General features: G+C 69.4%; 14 protein-coding genes. 12 read left to right on the top strand and 2 right to left on the bottom strand.

What is annotated here, in order from left to right:
- The first annotated feature begins 66 nt into the window (after positions 1-66).
- The 12 genes from aspS (at position 67) to ABD987_RS04680 (ending at position 14,229) form a co-directional block, all read left to right on the top strand.
- Complete coding sequence (gene aspS, locus ABD987_RS04735; RefSeq protein ID WP_345387299.1) at positions 67-1,839, top strand: aspartate--tRNA ligase; 1,773 nt, start codon at positions 67-69, stop codon at positions 1,837-1,839.
- A complete protein-coding gene (locus tag ABD987_RS04730) occupies positions 1,839-2,780 on the top strand; it encodes a DUF389 domain-containing protein (RefSeq protein WP_345387297.1) in 942 nt (313 codons plus the stop codon). The genes aspS and ABD987_RS04730 overlap by 1 nt, the downstream gene beginning before the upstream one ends.
- 79 nt (positions 2,781-2,859) lie before the next feature.
- Positions 2,860-4,044, top strand: coding sequence for a phosphotransferase (locus ABD987_RS04725; RefSeq protein WP_345387293.1), 1,185 nt, complete (start codon positions 2,860-2,862; stop codon positions 4,042-4,044).
- Between the two features lie 212 nt (positions 4,045-4,256).
- The gene (locus ABD987_RS04720) at positions 4,257-5,114 is read left to right on the top strand and encodes an SGNH/GDSL hydrolase family protein (RefSeq protein WP_345387289.1); all 858 of its coding nucleotides are present in this window, start codon (positions 4,257-4,259) and stop codon (positions 5,112-5,114) included.
- Between the two features lie 52 nt (positions 5,115-5,166).
- Entirely contained in the window at positions 5,167-6,555 is a 1,389-nt protein-coding gene (locus ABD987_RS04715; RefSeq protein ID WP_345387287.1) for a replication-associated recombination protein A, read from the top strand.
- Between the two features lie 90 nt (positions 6,556-6,645).
- The gene (locus ABD987_RS04710; protein WP_345387285.1) at positions 6,646-8,265 is read left to right on the top strand and encodes a purple acid phosphatase family protein; all 1,620 of its coding nucleotides are present in this window, start codon (positions 6,646-6,648) and stop codon (positions 8,263-8,265) included.
- A 148-nt stretch (positions 8,266-8,413) separates the two neighbouring features.
- Positions 8,414-9,544, top strand: a complete 1,131-nt coding sequence (locus ABD987_RS04705; protein WP_345387283.1) for an acyl-CoA dehydrogenase family protein — start codon at positions 8,414-8,416, stop codon at positions 9,542-9,544.
- Positions 9,544-10,572, top strand: coding sequence for a s-methyl-5-thioribose-1-phosphate isomerase (locus tag ABD987_RS04700; protein ID WP_345387281.1), 1,029 nt, complete (start codon positions 9,544-9,546; stop codon positions 10,570-10,572). Before ABD987_RS04705 ends, ABD987_RS04700 begins: the two co-directional genes overlap by 1 nt.
- On the top strand, positions 10,569-11,285 hold the full coding sequence (mtnC, locus tag ABD987_RS04695; RefSeq protein ID WP_345387279.1) for an acireductone synthase: 717 nt from the start codon (positions 10,569-10,571) through the stop codon (positions 11,283-11,285). Before ABD987_RS04700 ends, mtnC begins: the two co-directional genes overlap by 4 nt.
- Positions 11,282-11,908, top strand: coding sequence for a methylthioribulose 1-phosphate dehydratase (gene mtnB, locus ABD987_RS04690; protein WP_345387277.1), 627 nt, complete (start codon positions 11,282-11,284; stop codon positions 11,906-11,908). The genes mtnC and mtnB overlap by 4 nt, the downstream gene beginning before the upstream one ends.
- A 73-nt stretch (positions 11,909-11,981) precedes the next feature.
- Complete coding sequence (locus tag ABD987_RS04685; protein WP_345387275.1) at positions 11,982-12,560, top strand: 1,2-dihydroxy-3-keto-5-methylthiopentene dioxygenase; 579 nt, start codon at positions 11,982-11,984, stop codon at positions 12,558-12,560.
- A 148-nt stretch (positions 12,561-12,708) separates the two neighbouring features.
- Positions 12,709-14,229 (top strand): trypsin-like serine protease, encoded by a 1,521-nt coding sequence (locus ABD987_RS04680; protein ID WP_345387273.1) that lies wholly within the window; start codon positions 12,709-12,711, stop codon positions 14,227-14,229.
- A 33-nt stretch (positions 14,230-14,262) separates the two neighbouring features.
- Here ABD987_RS04680 and ABD987_RS04675 read toward each other — a convergent pair whose 3' ends face one another.
- Entirely contained in the window at positions 14,263-14,727 is a 465-nt protein-coding gene (locus ABD987_RS04675) for a hypothetical protein (protein WP_345387271.1), read from the bottom strand.
- The gene (locus ABD987_RS04670) at positions 14,696-23,104 is read right to left on the bottom strand and encodes a golvesin C-terminal-like domain-containing protein (RefSeq protein ID WP_345387269.1); all 8,409 of its coding nucleotides are present in this window, start codon (positions 23,102-23,104) and stop codon (positions 14,696-14,698) included. Before ABD987_RS04670 ends, ABD987_RS04675 begins: the two co-directional genes overlap by 32 nt.
- Between the last annotated feature and the right edge of the window lie 187 nt (positions 23,105-23,291).

The raw sequence follows: 23,291 nt of genomic DNA, 5'->3' as shown, positions 1-23,291 counted from the left end.
GGTTCGTTAGCCTGTGCGCTTGGCGAAAACCGCCCGTAATTCCCCTGCCGAAGGAGAGCAGTCGCAGTGCTCCGCACTCACCAAGCCGGCACCCTGCGTGCCGAGCACGCTGGTCAGACCGTCACCCTCACCGGATGGGTGGCGAGGCGGCGCGATCACGGCGGCGTGATCTTCATCGACCTCCGCGACGCGAGCGGTGTCGCCCAGGTCGTCTTCCGCGAGGGCGAGATGGCCGAGCGCGCCCACCAGCTGCGCTCGGAGTTCTGCGTCCGCGTGGTCGGCGAGGTCGCACGGCGGCCCGAGGGCAACGCCAACGCCGAGATCCCGACCGGCGACATCGAGGTCCTCGCCACCGCGCTGGAGGTGTTCTCCGAGGCCGCGCCGCTGCCGTTCCCGATCGACGAGCGCGTCGACGTCGGCGAGGAGGTCCGCCTCCGGCACCGCTACCTCGACCTGCGCCGCAGCGGCCCGGCGGCCGCGATGCGTCTGCGCAGCGAGGTCAGCAGGGTGGCGCGCGAGGTGCTGCACGAGCAGGACTTCGTCGAGGTCGAGACGCCGACCATGACCCGCTCGACGCCGGAGGGCGCCCGCGACTTCCTGGTGCCCGCCCGGCTGCGGCCCGGCTCCTGGTACGCGCTGCCGCAGTCGCCGCAGCTGTTCAAGCAGCTGCTCATGGTCGGTGGCCTGGAGCGGTACTACCAGATCGCCCGCTGCTACCGGGACGAGGACTTCCGCGCCGACCGGCAGCCGGAGTTCACCCAGCTCGACATCGAGATGAGCTTCGTCGAGCAGGACGACGTCATCGCGCTGGGCGAGAGCGTCGTGAAGGCGCTGTGGAAGCTCATCGGCCACGAGATCCCGCTGCCGATCCCGCGCATCACCTACGCCGACGCGATGGCGAAGTACGGCTCGGACAAGCCGGACCTGCGCTTCGACCTCGAACTGACCGACATGACGGAGTTCTTCGCCGACACGCCGTTCCGCGTGTTCCAGGCGCCCTACGTCGGCGCGGTCGTCATGGAGGGCGGGGCCGACCAGCCGCGCCGCCAGCTCGACGCGTGGCAGGAGTGGGCGAAGCAGCGCGGCGCGCGTGGCCTGGCCTACATCCTGGTCAACACCGACGGCACGCTCGGCGGGCCGGTCGCGAAGAACCTGTCCGAGACCGAGCGCGCGAACGTCGCCGCGGCGGCGGGCGCGAAGCCGGGCGACTGCGTCTTCTTCGGCGCGGGCAAGGCCGCCGACGTCCAGCCGCTGCTGGGCGCCGCGCGGGTCGAGATCGGCAAGCGGCTGGGCCGGATCGACGAGAACGCCTGGTCGTTCGTGTGGGTGGTCGACTTCCCGATGTTCGTGCCGGTCGAGGAGATCGGCGACGACGTCGCGGTCGGCGGCGGCAAGTGGACCGCGCTGCACCACGCGTTCACCTCGCCGACGCCCGCGTCGATCGAGAAGCTCTCCGAGGACCCTGGCGCCGCGCTGGCCTACGCCTACGACATCGTCTGCAACGGCAACGAGATCGGCGGTGGGTCGATCCGTATCCACCAGGCCGCGCTGCAGAAGCAGGTCTTCGAGATCATGGGCCTCGGCGACGAGGAGGCGCAGGAGAAGTTCGGCTTCCTGCTCGACGCCTTCCAGTTCGGCCCGCCCCCGCACGGCGGCATCGCGTTCGGCTGGGACCGGATCGTGATGCTGCTCTCGCGCGCGGACTCGCTGCGTGACGTCATCGCGTTCCCGAAGACCGGTGGCGGGTTCGACCCGCTGACCGCCGCCCCCGCCCCGATCACCGCGCAGCAGCGCAAGGAGGCGGGTATCGACGCCAAGCCGGTGCCGCCCGCGAACTGATGCTGCATCTGAGGGCCGTGTGCCCGCCGGACCGCACCGGGGAAGCCCTCGACGTCCTGCGGGCACACGCCGGAACCGCACATCTGGTCGTGCACCGCGGCGTCGCGGTGAGTCCCGAGGGTGACCTGGTCGAGGCCGACGTCGCCCGCGAGGCCGCCGACGAGATCGTCGACGCGCTGTGCGCGCTCGACCTCGACCACAGCGGCGGGATCACCCTGGAAGCCGTCGACACGGCGCTGTCCGACGCCGCCGACGCGGCGGAGGAGGCGGCGCCCGGCGAGGGCGCGGACGCGGTGGTGTGGCAGGAACTTCTCGGCCGCACCGGCGAGGAGTCCCGGCTCAACGCGACGTTCCTGGCGTTCCTCGCCATCGCCTGCCTGCTCGCCGCGGTCGGGGTGCTCACCGACTCGGCGGTCACCATCGTCGGCGCGATGGTGGTGGGCCCGGAGTTCGGGCCCCTCGCGGCGATCGCGGTCGGGCTGGTGCTGCGCCGGTGGGATCTGGTGCGGCAGGCCGGGACCGCGCTCGCGGTCGCGTTCCCGGTGTCGATGGCGCTGACCTTCGGGGTGGTGCTGCTCGGCAGCGTCACCGGGCTCTTCGACGCCGACGCCGTGGTGAACAACCACCAGGTCGACTTCGTCTACAAGGTCGGGCCGCTCTCACTGGTGGTCGCGCTGCTCGCGGGCGCGGCCGGGATGCTCGCGATGACCTCGGCCAAATCCGCCGCGCTGGTGGGAGTTTTCATTTCGGTCACGACCGTGCCCGCCGCCGGTTACGCGATGGTCGCGGTTGTCGCCGGAGACTGGCTGCGGTTCCTCGGATCCCTCGGCCAGCTCGTCGTGAACCTCATCGGAATCGTTGCAGCTGCGGCCATTGTGCTGATGTTGCGTCGTCGCGTGCAACGCTCACCCTCAATGGAACGTCCGCTTTCACGCGGGTGATCCACCGCGTCCGCGCCGCGGTCGCGTGCCCTGGATGTCAGTGGTCATGATTGCTCAGTCACGAGTAGGGTCGGTGACAATGACAGTCGACACCTCCTCCGCCGACGACTCCACCGTCGGAGCAGGAGCCGAACACCTCGCCGTCGCGGCGGCGGTCGCAGCCGGCGAGTCCGTTCTCACGCGCCGCTTCGGCAGCACCATCAGCCTCGTCGCCCCGGAGGACCTCGCCGGGAGCGGGCCGGCGACGGTGCTCAGGGCGCGGGTCGCGTCCTCGCCGTTCGCGCTGCCGCGCACGCTGGTCATCAAGCACTACCCGGATCCCGCCGAACCGGGCAAACCGGATCCGTACGCGCAGGAGGCCGTCAGTTACCAGCTGTTCACGGCGCTCACCGCGGGTGAGCGGATGTGCCCGGAGCTGCTCGCGCACGACGCGCGGCACCGGGTGCTGGTCCTGGACGATCTGGGCCGCGCGCCGACGCTGGAGGACAAGCTGAACGCCCGCGACTCCCGCGCCGCCGAGCGCGCGCTGCTGTCGTGGGCCCGTTCGCTGGGCAGGCTGCACGCCACCACCGCCAACCGCGAGGCCGACTTCAACGCACTGCTGCGGCGGCTGGGCGGTCCGGTGAAGTGCGCGGACCTCACCCTGCCGACCTGCGAGCGGGTCGCGGAACTGCTGGAAGAGAAGCTCGACGTGCCGACGCCGGACACGATCCGCGAACGGCTTTCGCGTGCCGCGGAGATGTCCCGCGCGGTGGCCTACCGCGCGTTCAGCCCGGTCGATCTGAGCCCGGACAACAACCTCGTCACCAGCGCCGGGGTGCGGTTCCTCGACTTCGAGCGCGGGCTGGTGCGCACGGCGCTCGTGGACGCCGCCTACCTGCGGATCCCGTTCGCGTCCTCGCCCGGCGCGCTCGCCCTGCCGGCGGGGATGAGCGAGGCGATGATCGCCGCCTGGCGCGCCGAGGTGGTCGCGGTGTGGCCGTCCTTCGCCGACGACGACCTGCTCGCCGAGCAGCTCACCACGAGCGAGATGCTGCTGGTCTGGCTCCGCACCTTCGAGATGCTGCCGACGCTGGACCTGAGCAGGCCCGCGACCCCGGTGAGCCGCGAGGCCGCGCTGGTCACCTGGTGGCGTGAGCTGGCCAAGCACGCCGGGTACGCGCGGCTGACCGACGTCGCCGAGCACGCCACCCGCGTCGCCGCCGCGCTCGGCGCCCGGCTGGGCCCGCACTCCGACCTGGCCTACTACCCGGCGTTCCGTTAAGGCCACCTTACGGGCGTCAGACGCCCGCAAGGTGGCCTTGACGGCACTGGCCCGGCCGACCCTTCCAAAGGTCCGTGGGGGCCTCCCCGAGGGACTCCAGGTCCCTCGGGGAGGCCCCCACGGACCGACGACGGCGCCGGACGCACGGAACTTTCGCCGACGCGTCCTCGCCGCGTTACCCAGTCATCACCGCAGGTGAGTTTCGATGCCGCATGGTCATCACCGTGACCGTGATCGGCATCGAAGTCACCGAGTTCCCGGAACCCCACCAGCCGCGCCGCCCGCACCTCGTGCCGGTGGCGCGCCGCGCCCGGCGGCTCGCCGTCCTCGGCGATTCGACCGCCGTCGGCCTCGGCGATCCGCTGCCGCGCCGGGGCGGCTGGCGCGGGGTCGGGCCGCTGGTCGCCGCCGCGCTCGGCGTCGAACCGGACGGCTACCTCAACCCGTCGTTCACCGGCGCGCGGATGAGCTGTGTCCGCACCGACCAGCTGCCCGTCACCCTCGCGCACCGGCCGGACGTCGCGCTGGTCGTGGTCGGGATGAACGACACACTGCGCCCGGACTTCGACGCCGAGGCCATCGCCGCGGACCTCACCGCGGTCCTGCGCGAGCTGGCCGCCGTCGGCACCACCGTGGTCCCGGTGCGCTACCACGACCACGCGAAGGTGTTCCGGCTCCCGTCGTCGATCCGTCGCGCGCTCAGCGCCCGCGTCGCCGAGCTGAACGCCGCGATCGACGCCGTCGTCGAGCGCGAGGGCGTCCCGTGCCTCGACCTGGCCACGATGCCCGGAGCCTACGACCTGGCCGCTTGGAGCGTCGACCGGCTGCACCCGTCCGAGCTGGGCCACCGGATGCTCGCGGCGGGATTCACCGCGCTGCTGGCCGAATCCGGGTTCGAGGTCGTCGAGCCGGTGAGCCTGACCTGTTCCGGCGGTGCCGAACCGAGCACCGTGGCACACCTGGGGTGGCTGGTGTTCAAGGGGATCCCGTGGCTGTGGCGTCGCGGCGGCGAGTTCCTGCCCTACGCGGTGGCCATCATGTGGCATTCCTTCCGCCAGCGGACGCGGTGAAACGGCGATCCCGTGGCCGATCCTGTCGGGGGCAGCGGCTAACGTCGAAGGTGTGGCGCAAGACGAACTCTTCACCGTGAACCCCGACCTCGGCCCGCCGCCGGAGCCGACCGGCGCGAACCCCGAGGCGGCGCAGGCGGACCCGGCGAGCTCGCCGCTGGCGGTGCGGATGCGCCCGCGTTCGCTCGGTGAGGTCGTCGGCCAGCAGCACCTGCTGCGCGAGGGCGCGCCGCTGCGCAGGCTCGTCGAAGGCGCGGCCCCGGCGTCGGTGCTGCTCTACGGCCCGCCGGGCACGGGCAAGACGACACTGGCCAACCTCGTGTCCATCGCCACCGGTCGCCGCTTCGTCGCCATGTCGGCGCTGTCGGCCGGGGTGAAGGAGGTCCGCGGCGTCATCGAGGAGGCCCGGCGCAGACGCGCGTACAACGCCGAGAACACCGTGCTGTTCATCGACGAGGTGCACCGGTTTTCCAAGACCCAGCAGGACGCGCTGCTCGGCGCCGTCGAGGACCGCACCGTACTGCTCGTCGCGGCCACCACCGAGAACCCGTCGTTCTCCGTGGTCTCCCCGCTGTTGTCGCGGTCGCTGGTGCTCCAGCTGCGCCCGCTGACCGACGACGACATCGTCGAGGTGCTCGAACGCGCGCTGACCGACGAGCGCGGCCTCGGTGGCACGCTGACGCTGACCGAGGACGCCAGGGCGCACCTCGTCCGTCTCGCCGGCGGCGACGCGCGCCGCGCGCTCACCGCGCTGGAGGCGGCGGCCGACGCGGCGGGCTCCACCGATGGCGGGACCATCGACCTCGCCGTCGTCGAGTCCACAGTGGACAAAGCGGCGGTGCGCTACGACCGCGACGGCGACCAGCACTACGACGTCATCAGCGCGTTCATCAAGTCCATCAGAGGGTCCGATGTGGACGCCGCGCTGCACTACCTCGCCCGGATGGTCGAGGCGGGGGAGGACCCGCGGTTCCTGGCCCGGCGCCTGGTCGTGCACGCCAGCGAGGACATCGGGATGGCCGACCCAACGGCACTGCAGGCCGCGGTGGCCGCGGCGCACGCCGTCCAGTTCATCGGGATGCCGGAGGGCAGGCTGGCACTGGCGCAGGCGACCGTGCACCTCGCGACCGCGCCGAAGTCGAACTCCGTCATCACCGGCATCGACGGGGCGCTCGCCGACGTCCGTGCCGGCGGGATCGGCACCGTGCCCCCGCACCTGCGGGACGGGCACTACGCGGGCGCGGAGAAACTCGGCAACGCGAAGGGGTACCGCTACCCGCACAATGTCCCGGAGGGCGTGCTTTCCCAGCAGTACCCGCCCGACGAGCTGGTGGGCAGGGACTACTACCACCCGACCCAGCGCGGCGCCGAACGGACACTCGCCGAACGCGTCCCGAAGCTGCGCCGCACCATCCGCGGCGAAAACGGTAGATTCTCTTAAGAAAGCCTTGGTTTCCCGCTGAGGTGCTGGACGACGCTCCTTCGCTTCGGCGTCGGGTCTACGGCACGTGGACGGGCGAACATCCCGCTCATGGAAATCCCGAGAGTCGGTCTTCCCGACGCACTGGCCACCCGGCTGTCGATCGCCGAACACCACGAGTACCTCAGCCGTCGTTCGATGCTCAAGGGCGCCGCCGCGGGCGGCGCGCTGCTCGCCGCGGGTCCGCTCCTGCTGCCCGTCCCCGCCCACGCCGACGGCGCGCGGGTGGCCCCTGGCGGACGTCACCTCGCCTTCGGCCGCAACCCGCGGACCTCGATGCGGGTCGCCTGGCAGACCCCGGCCCGGGTCCGGAACCCGTTCCTGCGCCTTGCCGAACAGCACGGGGGTACCGGGTGGAGCCACCGCGTCCCCGCCGAGACACGCGTGCTGCACTCCGAGGTCACCGGGGTCATCGCGCCCTACGACCAGTACTACCTGCACGCCGAGGCGACCGGCCTGACGCCCGGCCGCACCTACCACTACGCCGTCGGGCACGACGGCTTCGACCCGGCGGCCGGTGACGGTGGCGCCGCCGCCGTCTCGACGTTCACCACCGCGCCCGCGCGGGGATTCCCGTGCGAGAAGTTCACCTTCACCGCCTTCGGCGACCAGGGCGTGAGCACCACCGCGCTCGCACAGGACGGTGCCGTCGCCCGGCAGAACCCGAGGTTCCACCTGCTGGCCGGGGACATCGCCTACGCCGACCCGACCGGCGCCGGGAACCCCGTCGGCGACCACGCCGACGACGAGCACGACAGCTACGACCCGAAGGTCTGGGACGCCTACCTCGCCCAGATCGAGGCCGTCGCCGCGTCCGTGCCGTGGATGGTCACCACCGGCAACCACGACATGGAAGCCCTGTACTCGCCCGACGGCTATGGTGGGCAGCTCAAGCGCTGGGACTTCCCCGGCAGCGGGCCCGCCGGCTGCCCCAGCGTGTACTCCTTCCTCTACGGCAACGTCGGTGTCGTCTCGCTCGACGCCAACGACGTCTCGTACGAGATCCCGGCCAACCTCGGGTACTCGAGCGGCGGGCAGACCGCGTGGCTCCGGCGGCGCCTGCGCTACCTGCGCGCGCAGCCCGACGTCGACTTCGTCGTCGTGTTCTTCCACCACTGCGCCTACTCGACGACCAACCAGCACGCCTCCGACGGCGGCGTCCGCGACGAATGGGTGCCGCTGGTCGACGAGTACCACGTGGACCTGGTGATCAACGGGCACAACCACATCTACGAGCGCACCGACGCCCTGCGCGGCGGCCGGGTCACCCGCGTAGTGGGGATCGGCGACACGATCGACCCCGACCACGACGGCACCGTGTACGCGACCTGCGGTGGAGGCGGCCGGAGCGTCTACGACTTCCCGGTGCCCGACACGTTCACCGGCGAGTACCGGTCCTACCACTGGACCGATGACGGTGCGAAGGCCGGCGAGACCGTCGGGTGGTCGCGCGTGCGGTACACCGGGTATGCGTTTCTCGCCATCGACGCCCAGCCCGCCTGGCGCGGCCACCCGACGACACTGACCGTGCGCGCCCTGCGCGAGGACGGCACCGGGATCGATCACTTCACCCTGCGCCGTGTCGCGGGCTTCCACACCGCTTCGAGCGGCTTGGGCACCCGGCACCGGACCGACGCTCCCGCCCTCGGTGCCGACCCCGGTGATGCCTGACGTATAACGACCTATACGGCTGCTCTGTAAGGAGGTCATCCGGTTACTCCGGGGCGGGATCCCGGACGCGGAGTGAGATCGGTGTCACTCGCGCCGTGACCGGGTCGCGTGGCACGGTGGGACCACCCCGACGAGGTGGAGGTACATCGTGACCCAGCCGTGGCGTGAGGCCGCCACGAAGCTCGCCGACGTCCTGGCCGCCGACGCCGTGGCGCGCGACCGGGCCGGGGACGAGCCCGTGCGCGAGGTCGGGCTGCTGCGGGACTCGGGACTGCTCGCGCTGCTGGACACCGGGGGATGGGCGGCGGCCAACGAGGTCACCCGGATTGTGGCCGCGGCCGACGCGTCGGCCGGGCACCTGCTCGGCTACCACTATCTGCAGCTGTGGCGGACCGGCCTGTTCGGGGCGCGGGTGCCCGGCGAGCCGGACCGGTTCTGGGCCGGGGTGAGCAATCCGCTCGACGCCGCGTTGCGGTTGACCCCCTGCGGCGACGGCTTCACGCTCGACGGGAGCAAGACCTTCGCCACCGGCGCCTCGGTCGCCGATCGCCTGGTGGTGAGCGGGACCCGTACCGACACCGCCGAGAAGCTCACCTTCGTCGTCGACGCGCGGGCTCCCGGCGTCACGTATTCCGGTGACTGGGACAACATCGGGCAGCGGCTCACCGCGAGCGGCGGGGTGCGGTTCGCCGGTACCCGGGTCGACGCCCGCGACGTCCTCGGGATCCAGCCGGAGAACCCCGCCGATCCCCGCTGTCCGCGGATTTCCCTGGCGGCACTGGGATTCCAGCTCATGCTCGCCCAGGTCTACGCCGGGCTGGCGCGGGGCGCGCTGGACGCGGCCGCCGCGTACACCCGGGAAGCGGGCCGCGCCTGGATACTGTCCGATGTGGACAGCGCGGACGCCGATCCGTACGTACTGGCCGGATACGGCGAGCTGGTCGCCACGGCGCGGGCGGCCGGATTCGCGGTCGACGCCGCGGTCACCGCGCTCGGGCAGGCCGACGAACGCGGCTGGGACCTCACCCATGACGAGCGCGCCGAGGCGGCGATCGCGATCTCCGGCGCCAAGGTGGTGGCCAGCCGGGCCGCGGTCGAGGCGACGTCGAAGATCTTCGAGTTCACCGGTGCCCGGTCCACCGCGGCGAAGCACGGGCTCGACCGATTCTGGCGTAACGCGCGCACGCTGACCCTGCACGATCCCGTCGTCTACAAGGCCCGCGAGGTCGGCGACCACTTCCTGCGCGGCACGCGGCCCCAGCCGTCCGGGTACAGCTGATGGTGCTCCCCGTGCTCGCCGACAGTGTCCGGCTGGCCCCCGACGGCGTGCGCATCCTGGACCGGCGCGGGTTCCCGTTCACGCGGGAATGGGTGCGCTGCGCCACCGTCGAGGACGTCGCGGTGGCCATCGAGGAGATGGTCACGCAGTCGTCCGGCCCGTACTTCGCCGCGCTGGGCGGGATGGTGCTGGCCGCGCGGGCGGCGTCCGCGCTCCCGCCGCCGGCGGCCCGTGCCCACCTCGGGCGGGCCGCGGATCGTCTTGTCGGCACGAGGAAGACCAACAACCATCTCCGCAAGGCCGTCCGTTTCGTACTGTCCGAAGTGGACTCCGCGGGGCCGGTGTCCGGTGCGGAGCTGGTCGCCGCGGCCGAGGCGGGCGCCCGGCTCGGCGACGAGCGGTACCGCGCCCGCAGCCGCGCGCTGGGCACCCACGCCGCGGAGCTCCTGCCCGCCGGGGCGACCGTGCTCACGCACTGCTGGGCCGACCTGTACCTGGTCGAGCTGGTGCTCGCCGCGCGCCGCGCGGGCCGGGAACCCGCGTTCGTCTGCACCGAGACGCGCCCGTACCTGCAGGGCGCGCGGCTGACCGCGGAGACGCTGGCGGAGATGGGCGTGGACACGACCGTGATCACCGACGGCATGGGCGCGGCGATGCTCGCCTCCGGCGAGATCGCCGCGCTGGTCACCGCCGCCGACCGGGTCACGATGGACGGGCACGTGGTGAACAAGATCGGCACCCTCGGCCTCGCCGTCGCCGCGCACGCGTTCGGCGTCCCGTTCCACGCCATGGCGCAGGCCCCGGACCAGGCGGCGCCGACCGGCGCGGACGTCCCGATCGAGTACCGCGACGGCGAAGAGGTGCTGAGCGTGCTGGGCCACCGGGTCGCGAGCGACCGCGTCCGGGGCCGATACCCCGCCTTCGACGTGACACCCCCGCGCTTCGTCACCACGGTCGTGACCGACCGGGGCGCGTTCGCTCCAGGCAGGCTCGGCGAGTACTACGCAGAAGGGGAACCCAACCAGTGACCACCACCCTGACCGCCCGGTGGGCCGTGCTCGACATCGAGGGCACGCTGACGGCCACCAGCCAGGTGCACGTCGTGCTCTACGACTACGCGCGGCCCCGGCTCGGCCCGTGGATCGAGGAACACCCGGGCGATCCCGAGGTCACCGCGGCGGTGACGCAGGTGCGGCACGTGGCCCGGCTGCCCGAGTCGGCCTCCACCGAGGAGGTCGTCGAGGTGCTGCACGGCTGGATGGACGAGGACCGCAAGGCCGCGCCGCTCAAGACGTTGCAGGGGCTGATCTGGCAGCGCGGGTACGCCTCCGGGGAGCTGATCACCGAGTTCTTCCCCGACGTCGCGCCCGCGGTGCGCGCCTGGCGTGGGGCGGGGGTGCGGCTGGCGGTGTTCTCCTCGGGTTCGGTCGCCGGGCAGGTCGCGTCGTTCTCCCGGACCACCGACGGCGACGTCACCAGCCTGTTCGAGGCGCATTTCGACACCGTCAACGCCGGGCCGAAGCGGGAGAAGTCCTCGTACCGGGCCATCGCGTCCGTCCTCGACGTCCCCTCCGCCGAGGTGGTGTTCTTCTCCGACGTCCCGGCCGAGCTGGACGCCGCGGCGGCCGACGGCTGGCAGACCGTCGGCCTCGCCAGGGACGGCGAACCGTACGGCGACGCGGATTTCGGCGCCCACGCGAAGATCCGGTCCTTCGGCGAGGTGGCGGTGGTGCCGTTGTGACGGCGTTGGAGGCGGCCGGGCGGGCGATCGCCGCGGAGTCCGCGCGGTACGCCGGGATGGGGTGGATGCGGGGCACCTCGGGCAACCTGTCGGTCGTGCTGGGGCGTGCTCCGCTGCGCCTGGCGGTCACCGTGAGCGGGCGCGACAAGGGCGAGCTGTCGATGGACGACGTCGTCGTGGTCGACGAGCGCGGCGAGGCCGTCGCCGACCAGCCGCACCCGGAGCGGACGCCGTCGGCCGAGGCCGGGCTGCACGGCCGTATCGCCGCGGTGTCCGGCGCGGGTGCCGTCGTGCACGTCCACGCGCTCGCCCCGGTGGTGGCGGCGGAGCGCTGGCCCGGCGGGGTGCCGTTGCGGGACCTGGAGATGCTCAAGGGCTTCGGCCGGGCCGCGCACGACGACCCGGTGACCGTGCCGGTGATCGCGAACGGTCAGGACATGCGGGCGCTCGGTGACGCCTTCGAGGCGGGCTACGCGGCCGACACGCCCGCGCTGATCGTCGCGCGGCACGGCGTCTACGTCTGGGGTGACGATCTGCGGCAGGCCAGGCACCGGCTGGAATGTCTCGAGTGGTTGCTGCGCTTCTCTGTTCAGTGGGACACCCACACCCGGTCGGCACGATGAACGGCTGCGCAAGGATAAGTTCATCGTGCCTCCAGGTTCAGACGACACTCGACGGTGGCGGAAGGGGACTGCGATGACCTTGCTGACGGTGTGGCCGGACGACCGGCCCGACCAGGTCCGGCTGCGGACCGAGGACACCGAGACGATCGTGGCCGAGCTCAAGCGGCTCGGCGTGCGGTTCGAACGCTGGGAGGTCGTCGCGGACCTGCCGGGGGAGGCGACGCAGGAGGAGGTGCTCGCCGCCTACCGCGCGCGGATCGACCGCGTCGTCGAGTCCGAGGGCTACCAGGTCGTCGACGCGATGCGGATGACCCCCGCCGACGATCCCGCCTGGGCCGCCGAAGCCGCCGCCGCGCGCCGGAAGTTCCTCGCCGAACACACCCACGCCGACGACGAGGACCGGTTCTTCGCCCGCGGCTCCGGCGTGTTCTACCTGCACGTCGACGGTCAGGTGTACGCGATCCTGTGCGAGGCGGGCGATCTGCTGAGCGTCCCGGCGAACACCACGCACTGGTTCGACATGGGCACGCGCCCGGACTACGTCTCGATCCGCTTCTTCCACGACGACGGTGGCTGGGTCGGCACCTTCACCGGCGCGACACTGGCGGACGACTTCCCGGACTTCGACACGCTCACCGCGTCCCGCCGCTGAACGTCCAGGAGGGACACGAGCGTGGTCCGAAAAGGACTGAACGGATATCGGGTTTCTGTCACTCGGTCGTGGACTTGTCGCCCGGCTGCTCCCGTAGCAATGTACGTGCCACAACCACGTATGTCTGCGCAGGGAGCGGGGAACACCGATGGCGGGGCTCAGGCGGCTGGGGTCGGTTCTCGTTGCCGCGGTACTCGCGGTCACCGTCGCGGTACCGGCCTCGGCGGATCCCGCGATCGTGGGCGGGCACCCGGCGGCCCCCGGCCAGTTCCCCTACCAGCTGAGCCTCTGGGGTGACGGCGCGTTCCAATGTGGAGCGTCCCTTGTGGACTCCGACGTCGTGCTCACCGCGGCGCACTGCGTGGCCCGGTACAACGGGGACGCGAGCAGGGTGGTGATCCGGCACGGCAGCAACCAGCTCGACGGCGGCACCCCGGTCGCGGTCCGGAAGATCGTGGCGCACAGCCAGTTCAAACCCGATGCGTACTTCAACGACATCGCGCTGCTGAAGCTGGTGTCGTCGGTGCCGTTCGACGCGCACACCCGGCCGGTCACGCTGGCCCCGGCGAACCGTGCCGTGCGCGACGGGGAGACGCTTACCCTTTCCGGCTGGGGGAAGACGAGCTACCCGGGGGACAACCCGAACGCCCTGCAGACCATCGACCTGCACGCGATCGACCTCCAGTCCTGTGCCACCCGGCTCGCGTCGAAGGGGCCGATCAGCACCGGCAGTCTCTGCACGACGAGCCCGGAAGGCCAGGGCGCCTGCAAGGGTGACTCCGGTGGTCCGCTTGTGGCGGCGGACGGGACCCAGGTGGGCGTCGACTCCTGGGGTGTCCACTGTGCACTGGGATATCCCGACGTGTTCACCAGCGTGAGCGCCTTCAGCGGCTGGATCCGCGCGAAACGCTTGGAACTGGCGACGCAGTGCGTGCCCACCGCGCCGATGTTCGCGGTCAGCGACGACGTGCTGCTCTACGGTCACCCGGCGGCCGCGGACGGTGGTCCGCTGGCCCCGGAGCGCTCGGTCATCGGCAACGGTGGCTGGTCGGGCTTCACCCGGGTCGTCGCCGGACCCGACGGGCTGGTCTACGGAATCCGCGCCAACGGCGAGGTCTACCGCTACCAGTGGAACGGCACCGGCTGGACCGCCGATTCGCGCCGGCTCGTCGCCAGCGGCTGGACCGGCTTCGACACCGACGCCACCCGCGACCGCGTCACGGTCGACGCCACCGGCGACTTCTATCTGGTGACGCCGGACGGCAAACTGAACCGCCGCGTGTTCGACGCCGCCGCCGGGACGTGGTCCAGCGAAACGATCGACACCGGCTGGAACGCCTACAACCTGATCACCGGCGCGGGCAAGGGCGTGCTGTACGCGCGTACGCCCGATGGGCTGCTGTACCGCTTCGCCTACGACACCGCCGCCAAACGCTGGACCCAGAGCAGGAAGCTCGTGGGCAACGGCGGCTGGAACACCTTCCGCCGCATTTCGTCGGCGGGCGCGGATGTCCTCTACGCCGTGACCCGCGACGGGGACCTGCGCTGGTACCGCTACCTGCCCTACAGCGACGCCTGGGACAACGGCCCCGTCACCATCGGCAACGGCGGCTGGCAACAGTTCACCGACGTCGAGGTCCAGCGCAACGCCTGCACCTTGCCGAGCTGATCGCCGCGGCCGTGAATTCCAGGGCAAGCCGGCTCATCGTGCGTCTACGGGGAGATGATTTGCCGGGTACAGCAGAATCTCCGCGAGAATCCACGGGTCCGTAACGGTGTCAAGTTTGGCGAACTCCGACATCTCGATGTCGATACCGAAGGCCACCACGCCAGTCTCTTTTGCGCTCGTGCCTGCGTAACAGCGCCAGCAGCTGTGCGGCTGGCCTGCTGCGCCTTCCGGGCAGATGGCGACCAGTACGACCGACTCGATCTCCGCCCTGTGGGCCTCGGTCCATGTCGGGCGACCGACTGCACTGTAACCAAGCTTGCGAGCCCTCTTACCGAGTTGCAGGAGACGAGCAGCCGAGACGGTCTTGACCACATTCGGAACGGGCACACCGAGCATCCCGGTCCGAAATCCACTGGCGGTGGAACTTGACATCATTCTTCTCCGGTGTTGTAAATCTTCCTGCTGGTTACCAGTTGGCCACAAATATTCGGAGGTCATCTGTGATTGTCGGATGCTCTGGACTTCCTGCCCTTCTGAGTAGCTCGGTGACGCGATGGTTCCCGTTCATGATAACGTCTCGTCCCGTGGTTACGGCCAAATAGCCGCCGTCCAGCGGGTTTCGCACCGAGTTGAGCAACTGTTCATCCGTTAGACTGTCGATTACTGCCTGCTTAGGGGGTTCAAGCGGGTTATCGGAACGTAGTTTGCGTAGGTCGCCAAGTCTGGCATTCGGTGCCGGTTCGCTTGCGACCGACGGCTTGCTGGAAGATCTCGCTGCTGTGGCTTCGCCGACCATGCCGGCGGCGGATGACGATCTCATGCCTAAACCGGCGAATAAGGTCAGTGCGCCGGATGTCAGGTCGCTTGTGATGTCAAACCGCTTGGCGTCGGCTGCGCATTCGTCCAGGTTGTCGACGCAGTACAGAGCGCCTATACGTTTTGCGCCTTGAACGTCGTGGGTTTCGAGGAGGTATAGCCATGCCTTATTGCAGGCTCGAAGCCCGAAGCATGTATTCTTCTTGGCTGGATCCCAATACATGCCCCCGAGGTGTGGAGTCTGTGCGTCGTACAACTCGTTACCTACACGGTAGGGGTCGTTGGACTGGCTGGAGTGGTCGGCGACCCATCTATTCCGTCGGCCTTGTTGTTGTTCGGCGTCGTTTCTCTTCATGGCATCGGTCTTTGGCTTTTCGCCACCTGACGGGCTGTAGTACTGACCGGTGTCATTGAGGTGTTTGTCGTATTGCTGGCAGTCTTCGGCGCTTCCGCAGGGTTTGTGGCCATCGAATTCCACTCGGCTGACCGGATTGCCGCCGGTGAAGGCGTAGCGGCTTCCGGTGAACGGGTCGGTGGAGAGCCCCAGGTCGCTGAGTGCGCCGTTGTAGGAGTCGCGAGTCAAGAAGGTGTTGCGGCCTGGGCTGTAGTGGCGGAAGCCCATGTCGTAGTTGCCGGTGGCGGGGTCGTAGCGTTTGCCGTTGTAGCGGTACAGGTTGTAGGCCTGCGCCGCGGGATCCTGGGGTTTGGGCTTGTCGATGCCGGTAAAGGACTGCTTGTCGTCACTGCCGTAGGCGGTGTAGCCGTAGGTGGCCTTGGTGTCGCCCTTGTCGGTGGTGAGGCTTTCGACGTCGGTGTGCGGGTTGTAGCCGTACTGGGTGGTTTCCTTACCGCCGTCGGTGTTCTGCTTGGTCTGCGACAGGCGCTGGCCGTTCGGGCTGTACTGGTAGGACTTGTCCAGTTTCCCGGCGAGTTTCTCGTTGAGGATGTTGTTCGAAAGGCCGAGGTAGGCGAAGTCGGTGGTCTTGCCGGCCTCGGTCTTGGCGAGGGTGCGGTCGAGCGGGTCGTAGGCGTAGGTGGTGGTGACGTGCTCGGTGGTGCTGCCTTCCTTGAGCTTCTGGTACTCGGCGATGCGGTCGAAGCCGTCGTAGCGGTACTTCTCCAGTAGCTTTCTGCCGGCGGTCACATTGTCGAGCCGGCCGAACGGGTCGTAGGTGTGCGTGCTGGTGTTCTTGTCGATCGCGGAGGTGACGAGCCGGTTGCGGTCGTAGGTGTACTTGGTGGTCTTCCCGTCGACGGTCTGCTCGATGACGTTGTTGTTCGCGTCGTGCGCGTACTTTTCGACGCCGAGGGTGGCGCCGGTGGAGTCGGTCTTGGTGACCGCGCGGAGCCGGTCGCGGGGGTCGTAGGCGAAGGTGCGGGTGTTGTCGAGGTAGGCGCCGTGGTTGTCGGCGTTCATCGTGTGCTGCGTGTCGCGCGCGGGGTTGCCGTTGGCGTCGTAGTCGCGGGTGTGCTCGCTGACGATCGTGGTGTCGGGCTTCTTCTCGACCTCGTGTCGTAGCGCGCCGTCCGGGAGGTACTCGGACTGCAGGAGGTTGCCGTTCGCCTTGGTTTCGAGCAGCTTCTGCGCTCGCGGCGTGTAGGTGTAGGTGGCGACCTGGGGCGTGCCGCCGGTGTCGGTGTTCGTGACCTTTTCGAGCAGGTCTCGGATGTCGTACTCGTAGACCGAGTGCTGGTCGTCGTGGTCGCGGGTCTTCGGGTTGCCGTTGGGGTCGTAGCTGTAGGCGGTGGTCTTGGCGACGGCGCCCTTGAGCTTCTCCTGGACCTGTTTGATCTGGTTGAGCCCGGTGTAGGTGATCGTGTAGTCGTCGATCTTCGTGTTCGGGCTGGAGTCGGTGATGTCGACGAGGTTGTTGTTCGGGTCGTAGCGGTAGCCGAACGTCTTTTGCTGGGCGGGGCCGGTTTCGCCGCCACCGTCGCGGACGATCTTGACGGCGTCCGCGACGACGATGCCGTTGGCCTTGTCCGACAGCGTGACCTTGCGCGCCTGGCCTTCGGTGAGGCTGTACGAGCCGAGACTGACCCACTGGCCGGGTTGCTGTGTCTGGTCGAGCATCTTGGTCGTGCTGCCACCGTCGTGGTCGATGGTGTAGGTGGCGTTGGTGGCGGTGGCGCCCTTCGGGTAGCGGACGAGGATCTCGTAGGTGCCGGTGCGGGGCGCGTCGAGGTTCCAGGCGACGGTGTCGGTGCCGCTGCCGGGGTTGTGGTGCCGGTAGTCGAAGCCCTCGTAGTCGGGGCTGGTGTCGGCCCCGCCGGTGCCCCAGTCCCCGGTGACGACGGCGGCGGGGTCGGTGTTGTCGACCACGCGCACGTCCCGGCCGACCGGGACGCCGTCGTCGGAGCGGGACTTGAGTTTCCCGTCGGGGTAGAACGACCACGCCATCGTGCGGCTCATGGACCCGCCCGCCGCGGTGAGCGTGCGCGCGGTCTGTTTGCCGAGGGCGTCGTAGTCGTAGGTGGTGGTGATGTTCCACGGATCGGTGCTGGAGCGCAGCCAGCCGGTGTCGAAGTAGCTGGTGCGGGTGACGTTGCGGACGGCCTGTCCGTTGGACGGCGGTGCGCTGACCTCGGTGAGACGGCCGACCTCGTCGTAGGTGTAGATCGTCTTGTCCGGTGTCTTGACGCGTTCGTCGTTGCGATCGAACGGGGTCTGCTGTTCGACGACGCGGTTGAGCTTGTCGTAGACGGTGACCGCGGCGAAGTTCTCGGCGTTACCGGGGATCTCCGTGCCGCGTGGCGAGATGACCTTGGTCTTGTTGCCGACCTCGTCGTACTCGAAGCGCGTCTTGCGGTAGACGGGGTTGCCCTGGGCGTCCTTGGTGCGTGGGACCCATTGCTCCTCGACCATGGCGCGAGCGTCGAGCTTGAGCACCGTGGTGTTCTGCTCGGCGTCGGTGGTCTCGACGGCGTTGCCGTCCCGGTCGTACTTCTTGCCGGTGGTGGATCCCGCCGCGTCGGTGACCGTCTTGACGCGGTGGTTCAGGTCGTAGGCGTACTTCGACGTGTACGCCTTGGGGTCGTGTGTCGCGGTCTTGCGCGGGTCGACCACGACGGTGAGGTTGCCGACGTTGTCGTATTCGTAGGTGGCCCGGTTGCCCTCGGCGTCGACGGTGGCGACGACCCGGTTGAGCGGGTCGTACTCGCGGGTGGTGGTGAAATCGTTCGGATCCGGGGTCAGGGTGCCCTTCGGATCGGTCTGCCGGAGCAGGTTGCCGACGTTGTCGTACTCGTAGGTGGTGATCCGGTCGGGATCGCCGGGGTCGTCCTTGGGCGTGCCGACCGAGACGATCTCGTCGGTGGGCTGGTAGGCGGCCGTGGTGACCGCGCCGTTGGCCGCGGTCGTCTTGATGACGTTGTCGTTCGGGTCGTACTGCGCGCCGGGGGTGAACAGGTAGTCGCCCTTGTCGGCGTCCTTGGGCACCTTCGAGGACAGTGGTCTACTGAACACGTCGTAGGTGTACTCGCTGACCTTCTTCCGGGCGTCCATTGTGGACACAACATTGCCCGCGGCGTCGAACTTGGTCAGCGTGTCGCGTCCGTAGGCGTCGGTGATCCTGCGCGGCGAGCCGATCGGGTCGTAGTCGCCGAACGCGGTCGCGTTGCCGTTCGCGTCGGTGACGGTGAGCAGCTGGCCGAAGGTGTCGTAGCTGCTGAGGGTCGTGTAGTGCCCGGCCGTGGGGTTCCCGCTGCCCTTGGGGTCGGTGACGGCGACGAGGTTTCCGCGGTCGTCATAGGTGAACAGCCACTTGCGGCCCTCAGGGGTGATCTTCTCGGTCAGGTCGGCGACGTGGCCGCCCAGCCCGGTTCGGTAGTTCAGCTTGGTGGGCGGGGTCCTGTTCGCGGTGGCTTCGGCGTCGGTGATGCTCTGGGGGAATCCGGTGGTGGGGTCGTACTCCCATGTCGTGACGGCCTTGCCGCCGTCCTCGGCGAGGCGGCGGACGTTGTTGTCGGCGTCCCAGGTGAGTTCGGTCGTCTGGTTCTTGGCGTTGGTCAGCTTGGTGGGGCGGCCGTAGCCGTCGATGAAGGTGCCGGAGGTACGCCCGTTGGCATCGGTCACGATCGAGTCGACCGCCGAGCTGTGTTCCGGGTCGGGGTAGCGGTAGTCGAAGCCGGTGTCCTTGCCGGCCCGGTTGGTCAGTGTCCTGGTCTTCCACTTGCGGGCCGGATCGTCGTAATAGGACAGTCCAGTGGAGTTGCCCCGTGGATCGGTGACCGAGATCAGCTTGGCGTTCCTGTTCAGCAGCGCGTTGTTGTAGAAGAAGGTGAACGTCTTGTGCTGGTCGCTGCCCGCGCCGTCGGTGATCTCCTGCAGCAGGCCACGGTCGCTGTAGACGAACTCGAGCCGGCGACCGGTGATGTCGGTGATCGTCTTGAGCTGGTTGGCGATCTTCCCGTTGGCCAGGTTGGTGCCGTGCAGCTTCCTGTCACCGGTGAAGTAGTCGTAGTCCGGGTCGCCGGTCTGGAAGTACTCCAGATTCAGCGTGCGGCGGCCGGTGGCGTCGGTGATGTACTTCAGGACCCCGGTGTTGTGGTTGTTGACGCAGGACCGCTCGTAGGTGAACTGCAGTTCGTTGCCGTTCTTGTCGACGGTGGTGCTCTGGTAGCCGTCACTGTCGAAGACGAGCTGCGTACGGTCCGGTCGTGTCATCACCCACGTGCGCTGGGGGTCGGTGCTCCCGGTCCGCTGCAGATAGAGGTGCACACCGGCGGGCTTGTCGTAGTCCCACGAACGCGGGTCGGGACTGTCGTGCTTGTTCAACGTGAACTGGTGGCTGGTGCCGTCCCCGTCGGTGAGCACGATCTTCGCCGGATACCCCGGCCCACCCCAGCCGTAGAACTGCAACGGGGTGCCCAGGCGCGCCAACGTGGACGCGGAAAGGGACCAGCCGGAGCCGATGTAGGAGTTGGAGGTGTCCTGGGCGTTGTAGGTCATCCGCAGGAAGGTCGCCAGGCCGCGGCTGGGGTTGCTCAGCGCGTTGTAGGACCACACCGCGTTCCCGGCGAACTGGTTGACCATCAGTGTCGAGTCGGCACCGGTGCTGCCGCCGGTGTAGGAGTAGAACTTCTCCAGGCCCAGCTGATCGGACTTCGGGTCGTCGATGGTGATGTTCTGGGCAAGCGGCGGGATCTTCGTGGTCTCCGACAGCCACTTCCCGGCAGCCCGGTCGCGCAGGTCCCACTTCAGCACGAAGGCTTCGCGCTTGTTGCCGAGGTCGAACGGGGTGGCCGTCCTGACCTTCGCGTCGACTGTGACGACACCGTCGGGCGGGAGGTCCTTGGGGAGCGTGGTTTCCAACCGGTTGCCGGGGCCGGTGACGTCGGTGCCGTCAGGCAGTTCCCAGTGATACGAAAGGACATGGTCGCCGGCCGTCCAGGTCTGGCCGGTGGTGTTGGTGAGGGTGACCGGGACGGTGTATTCGTCGCCGGGGATCATCCGGTCCGGCGTGGTGGGGGCGTAGTAGGTGTTCTCGGCGGTCTGCTCGGTGTAGACCACGGTCAGCTTCGGCCGCAGCCGTGGTTCGGCGGCCTCGTTGCTGAGGAACAACGTGCGTTCCTGAGGATTGGCCTCGTCGGCGAGCTTGACCAGGGCGCCGTGATTGCTCACCGGGTCGTTGATCCAGCGTTGGGCCAGGCCGGTCGCGCCGAAGACGCGCAACGCCGGATCGTTGGTGATCGCCGTCGTGCTCCCCGCGACCGCCGGGTCGAAGTCACCGCCCGGCGCGGCCCACGCGGTCCGGTCGCCTGCCCTGTTCCAGGTGGCACTGCCCTGGTCGAAATCCCTGGTGAGGCCGTGCAGTTCGTAGGTCCCGGTGCCGACCGGGGTACCGCCGACGTAGGTGAAACCCCACAGGCTGAGTTCGGCGTTCTGTACGCGCGCGCCGACCGGGATTCCGCTCAGGTCGGGGAACTTCAGCACGCTGCGCGTCGCGCCGAAGGTACCCGAGTTGTTGCCGACCGACAGCCACGGCTCACCGGTCAGCCGGTCGTGCGGCTGATCCGGTTGCTTGCTCGAAAGAGTGGTGTCGGCGGCGTTGCCCTGGACGACCTTGACGACCTGACCCGCCTTGGGCAGCCGGACCAGCTGGGTCGCCGAAGGGATCAGCAGGCCGTCGCGGGTCTTGGCCGCGACGACGTAGTAGAAGGCGTTGCCGAACGGCTGCGGATCGTCGGCCCTGGTGGGCTGCGCGGTGGTGTCGGCGTAGCTCGTGGAGCCGGGCCGCACCGGGGCGACCAGCGTCGCCGCCGTGGGGGTGAACCGCTGGAAGACACTGCGGTGGACCTGGTACTCGACCAGGTCGTCACCGGGGTACGCGCCCCAGGACAGGTTCGCCCCGGTCGCCCGGATCGTCGTCGGCGTCTCGAGCGACGGGCCGGGACGGCCGTAGGTCAGCATCAGGCGGGGGGTCTGGTCGGTCGCGCCGTTGTAGGCGTACTCGGCGGCCTCGTAACGCGGCCCGCCCTTGCCTCGGGTCTCATCGGCGGCCTTGAGCAGAAAACCGTGGTTGGGCTGCGTACCGTCCAGCCAGTCCTGCACGGTCGAGCGCACGCTGAAGCTGTGCCACACGTTGGCTTTGCCGGCCTGCTTGACCTGCGTGCCGGGCTTGGTCAGGCGCACCGCGTCGGCCACGACCTCCTTGCCCCGCACCCCGCCGAGCACGACCTTGTGACTCGTCCCGGCTTTGAACGGCCAGGTGCCCAACGTCTTCCAGCCGCCGGGGGACGCGGCGGTCTGATCCACCGGCACGGTTTGCTGCCCGCCTTGGTAGGACACGGTGTAGGGCGCGTCCGTGGCGCGGTCCGCCGCGGCGACGTAGTGGGCTTCGACCTGGTAGTCACCGTCCTCGGTCAGCCGCGGTACCCAGGTGTAGTCGTCGCCGGGGGCGCCGGTCCGGTTGATCCGGTAGCTGTGCCCGACCGCCTGCTCGGCGTCGCCCGTGTCGACCGGGCGCCACTCGCCGTTCGCCGCGGTCCGCCCGGGTTCCCCGTCGTCGACGTTGTCCTGGTTCTGCCCGGTTTCCGCGAAGGCGCCCGCGGAGGAGTTCCAGGTGGCCGTGTTCGCCGTCCACGGCTGGGTCACCCGATGCGCTTCCACGGTGACGTCGTTGTCGCCGGTGGTGTGGTCCTGGTCGTAGTACACCTGTAGCTGCGCCGCGTCGAGGCGCGTCCCGGCGGGGATGCCCGCGAGGTCGAACTTCAGCAGACTGCGTGCGGCGCCGGCGTTGGTCGCGCCCACCGAAAGCCGCCAGCTGCCGTCGTGGTTGGTGTCCGGCTCGTCGGAGGTGAGCATCGTGTCCTGCGCCTCGGTGACGGTCGGCTGGATCTTGATGGTCGGGTCGATCACGACCGGGTACACGCGTTCCTTGGCACGCAACCATTCCTGGTCCGCGGTGACCGTGATCGTGAACCGGCTCCCGTCGGCACGGAGGGTCTGCGTCACCTTGCCGCTCCACGACTTGCCATACGGGGAAGCCGCGTCGTCACGGCCGTCCAGCATGAACGGCTTCGCCATGACGAACACCGGACCGCCGTCGCGGTCGCCGCCCGCGCGGTGGAACGCGATCGACCCGTCCGGCTGTTGCTGCGCCTCGACACCGGCCAGATCCATCGTGAAGCTGTAGCTCGGCGCCTGTGCCGGCGGCTTGGCCAGCACGAGCTTTTCCTTCAATGCCTGCGGTGTCACCTGGTAGACGACCTCGGCGCCGGGGAACGCGTCCGGGTAGCTGATCGTGCTGCCCTCAACCCGTGGGGCCAGCGCCCGCGGTGCACCGCTGATACCGAGCCGGACCTCCCGCTCGCTTTGCTTGAAGCCGACGAGGGTGTCCGTTGTGGTACCGAAAGAGCTCTCGAAAGTATTGCGCTCGTTGCCGAAATCGTAGCCTCGGCGGGCCGGGGTCCTGGCGATCCGGGTGTCGATGTCCTGCCAATGCCCGGCGGCCTCGCGATAGTGCAGGGGCGTCTGCGAAACCTGGACCTGCGTCCGCCCGTCCGACAGCGGGAATGCCTTGGTCGTCCGCGTGCGCCGCTCGATCTTTTCGTTCAATCGCCGGGGTTCCGGTGTCACCTGTCCCAGCGGTGCCGCCTCGTGGCGGGGTACCACGTCCGAGGGGCCCGGTGGCGACGGCGGAACACTGTGGTGGGTATGGCCCGGCGGGCTCGCGGCGGTGATGCGCGGTGGTAGCGCGGCGGCCAGCGGACCGGTTCCGAAAACTGTTCCGGCGACTACGATA

This window comes from Amycolatopsis samaneae (genome assembly GCF_039541975.1).
Classification (GTDB): domain Bacteria; phylum Actinomycetota; class Actinomycetes; order Mycobacteriales; family Pseudonocardiaceae; genus Amycolatopsis; species Amycolatopsis samaneae.
This window is presented reverse-complemented; position numbering and strand designations above follow the sequence as displayed.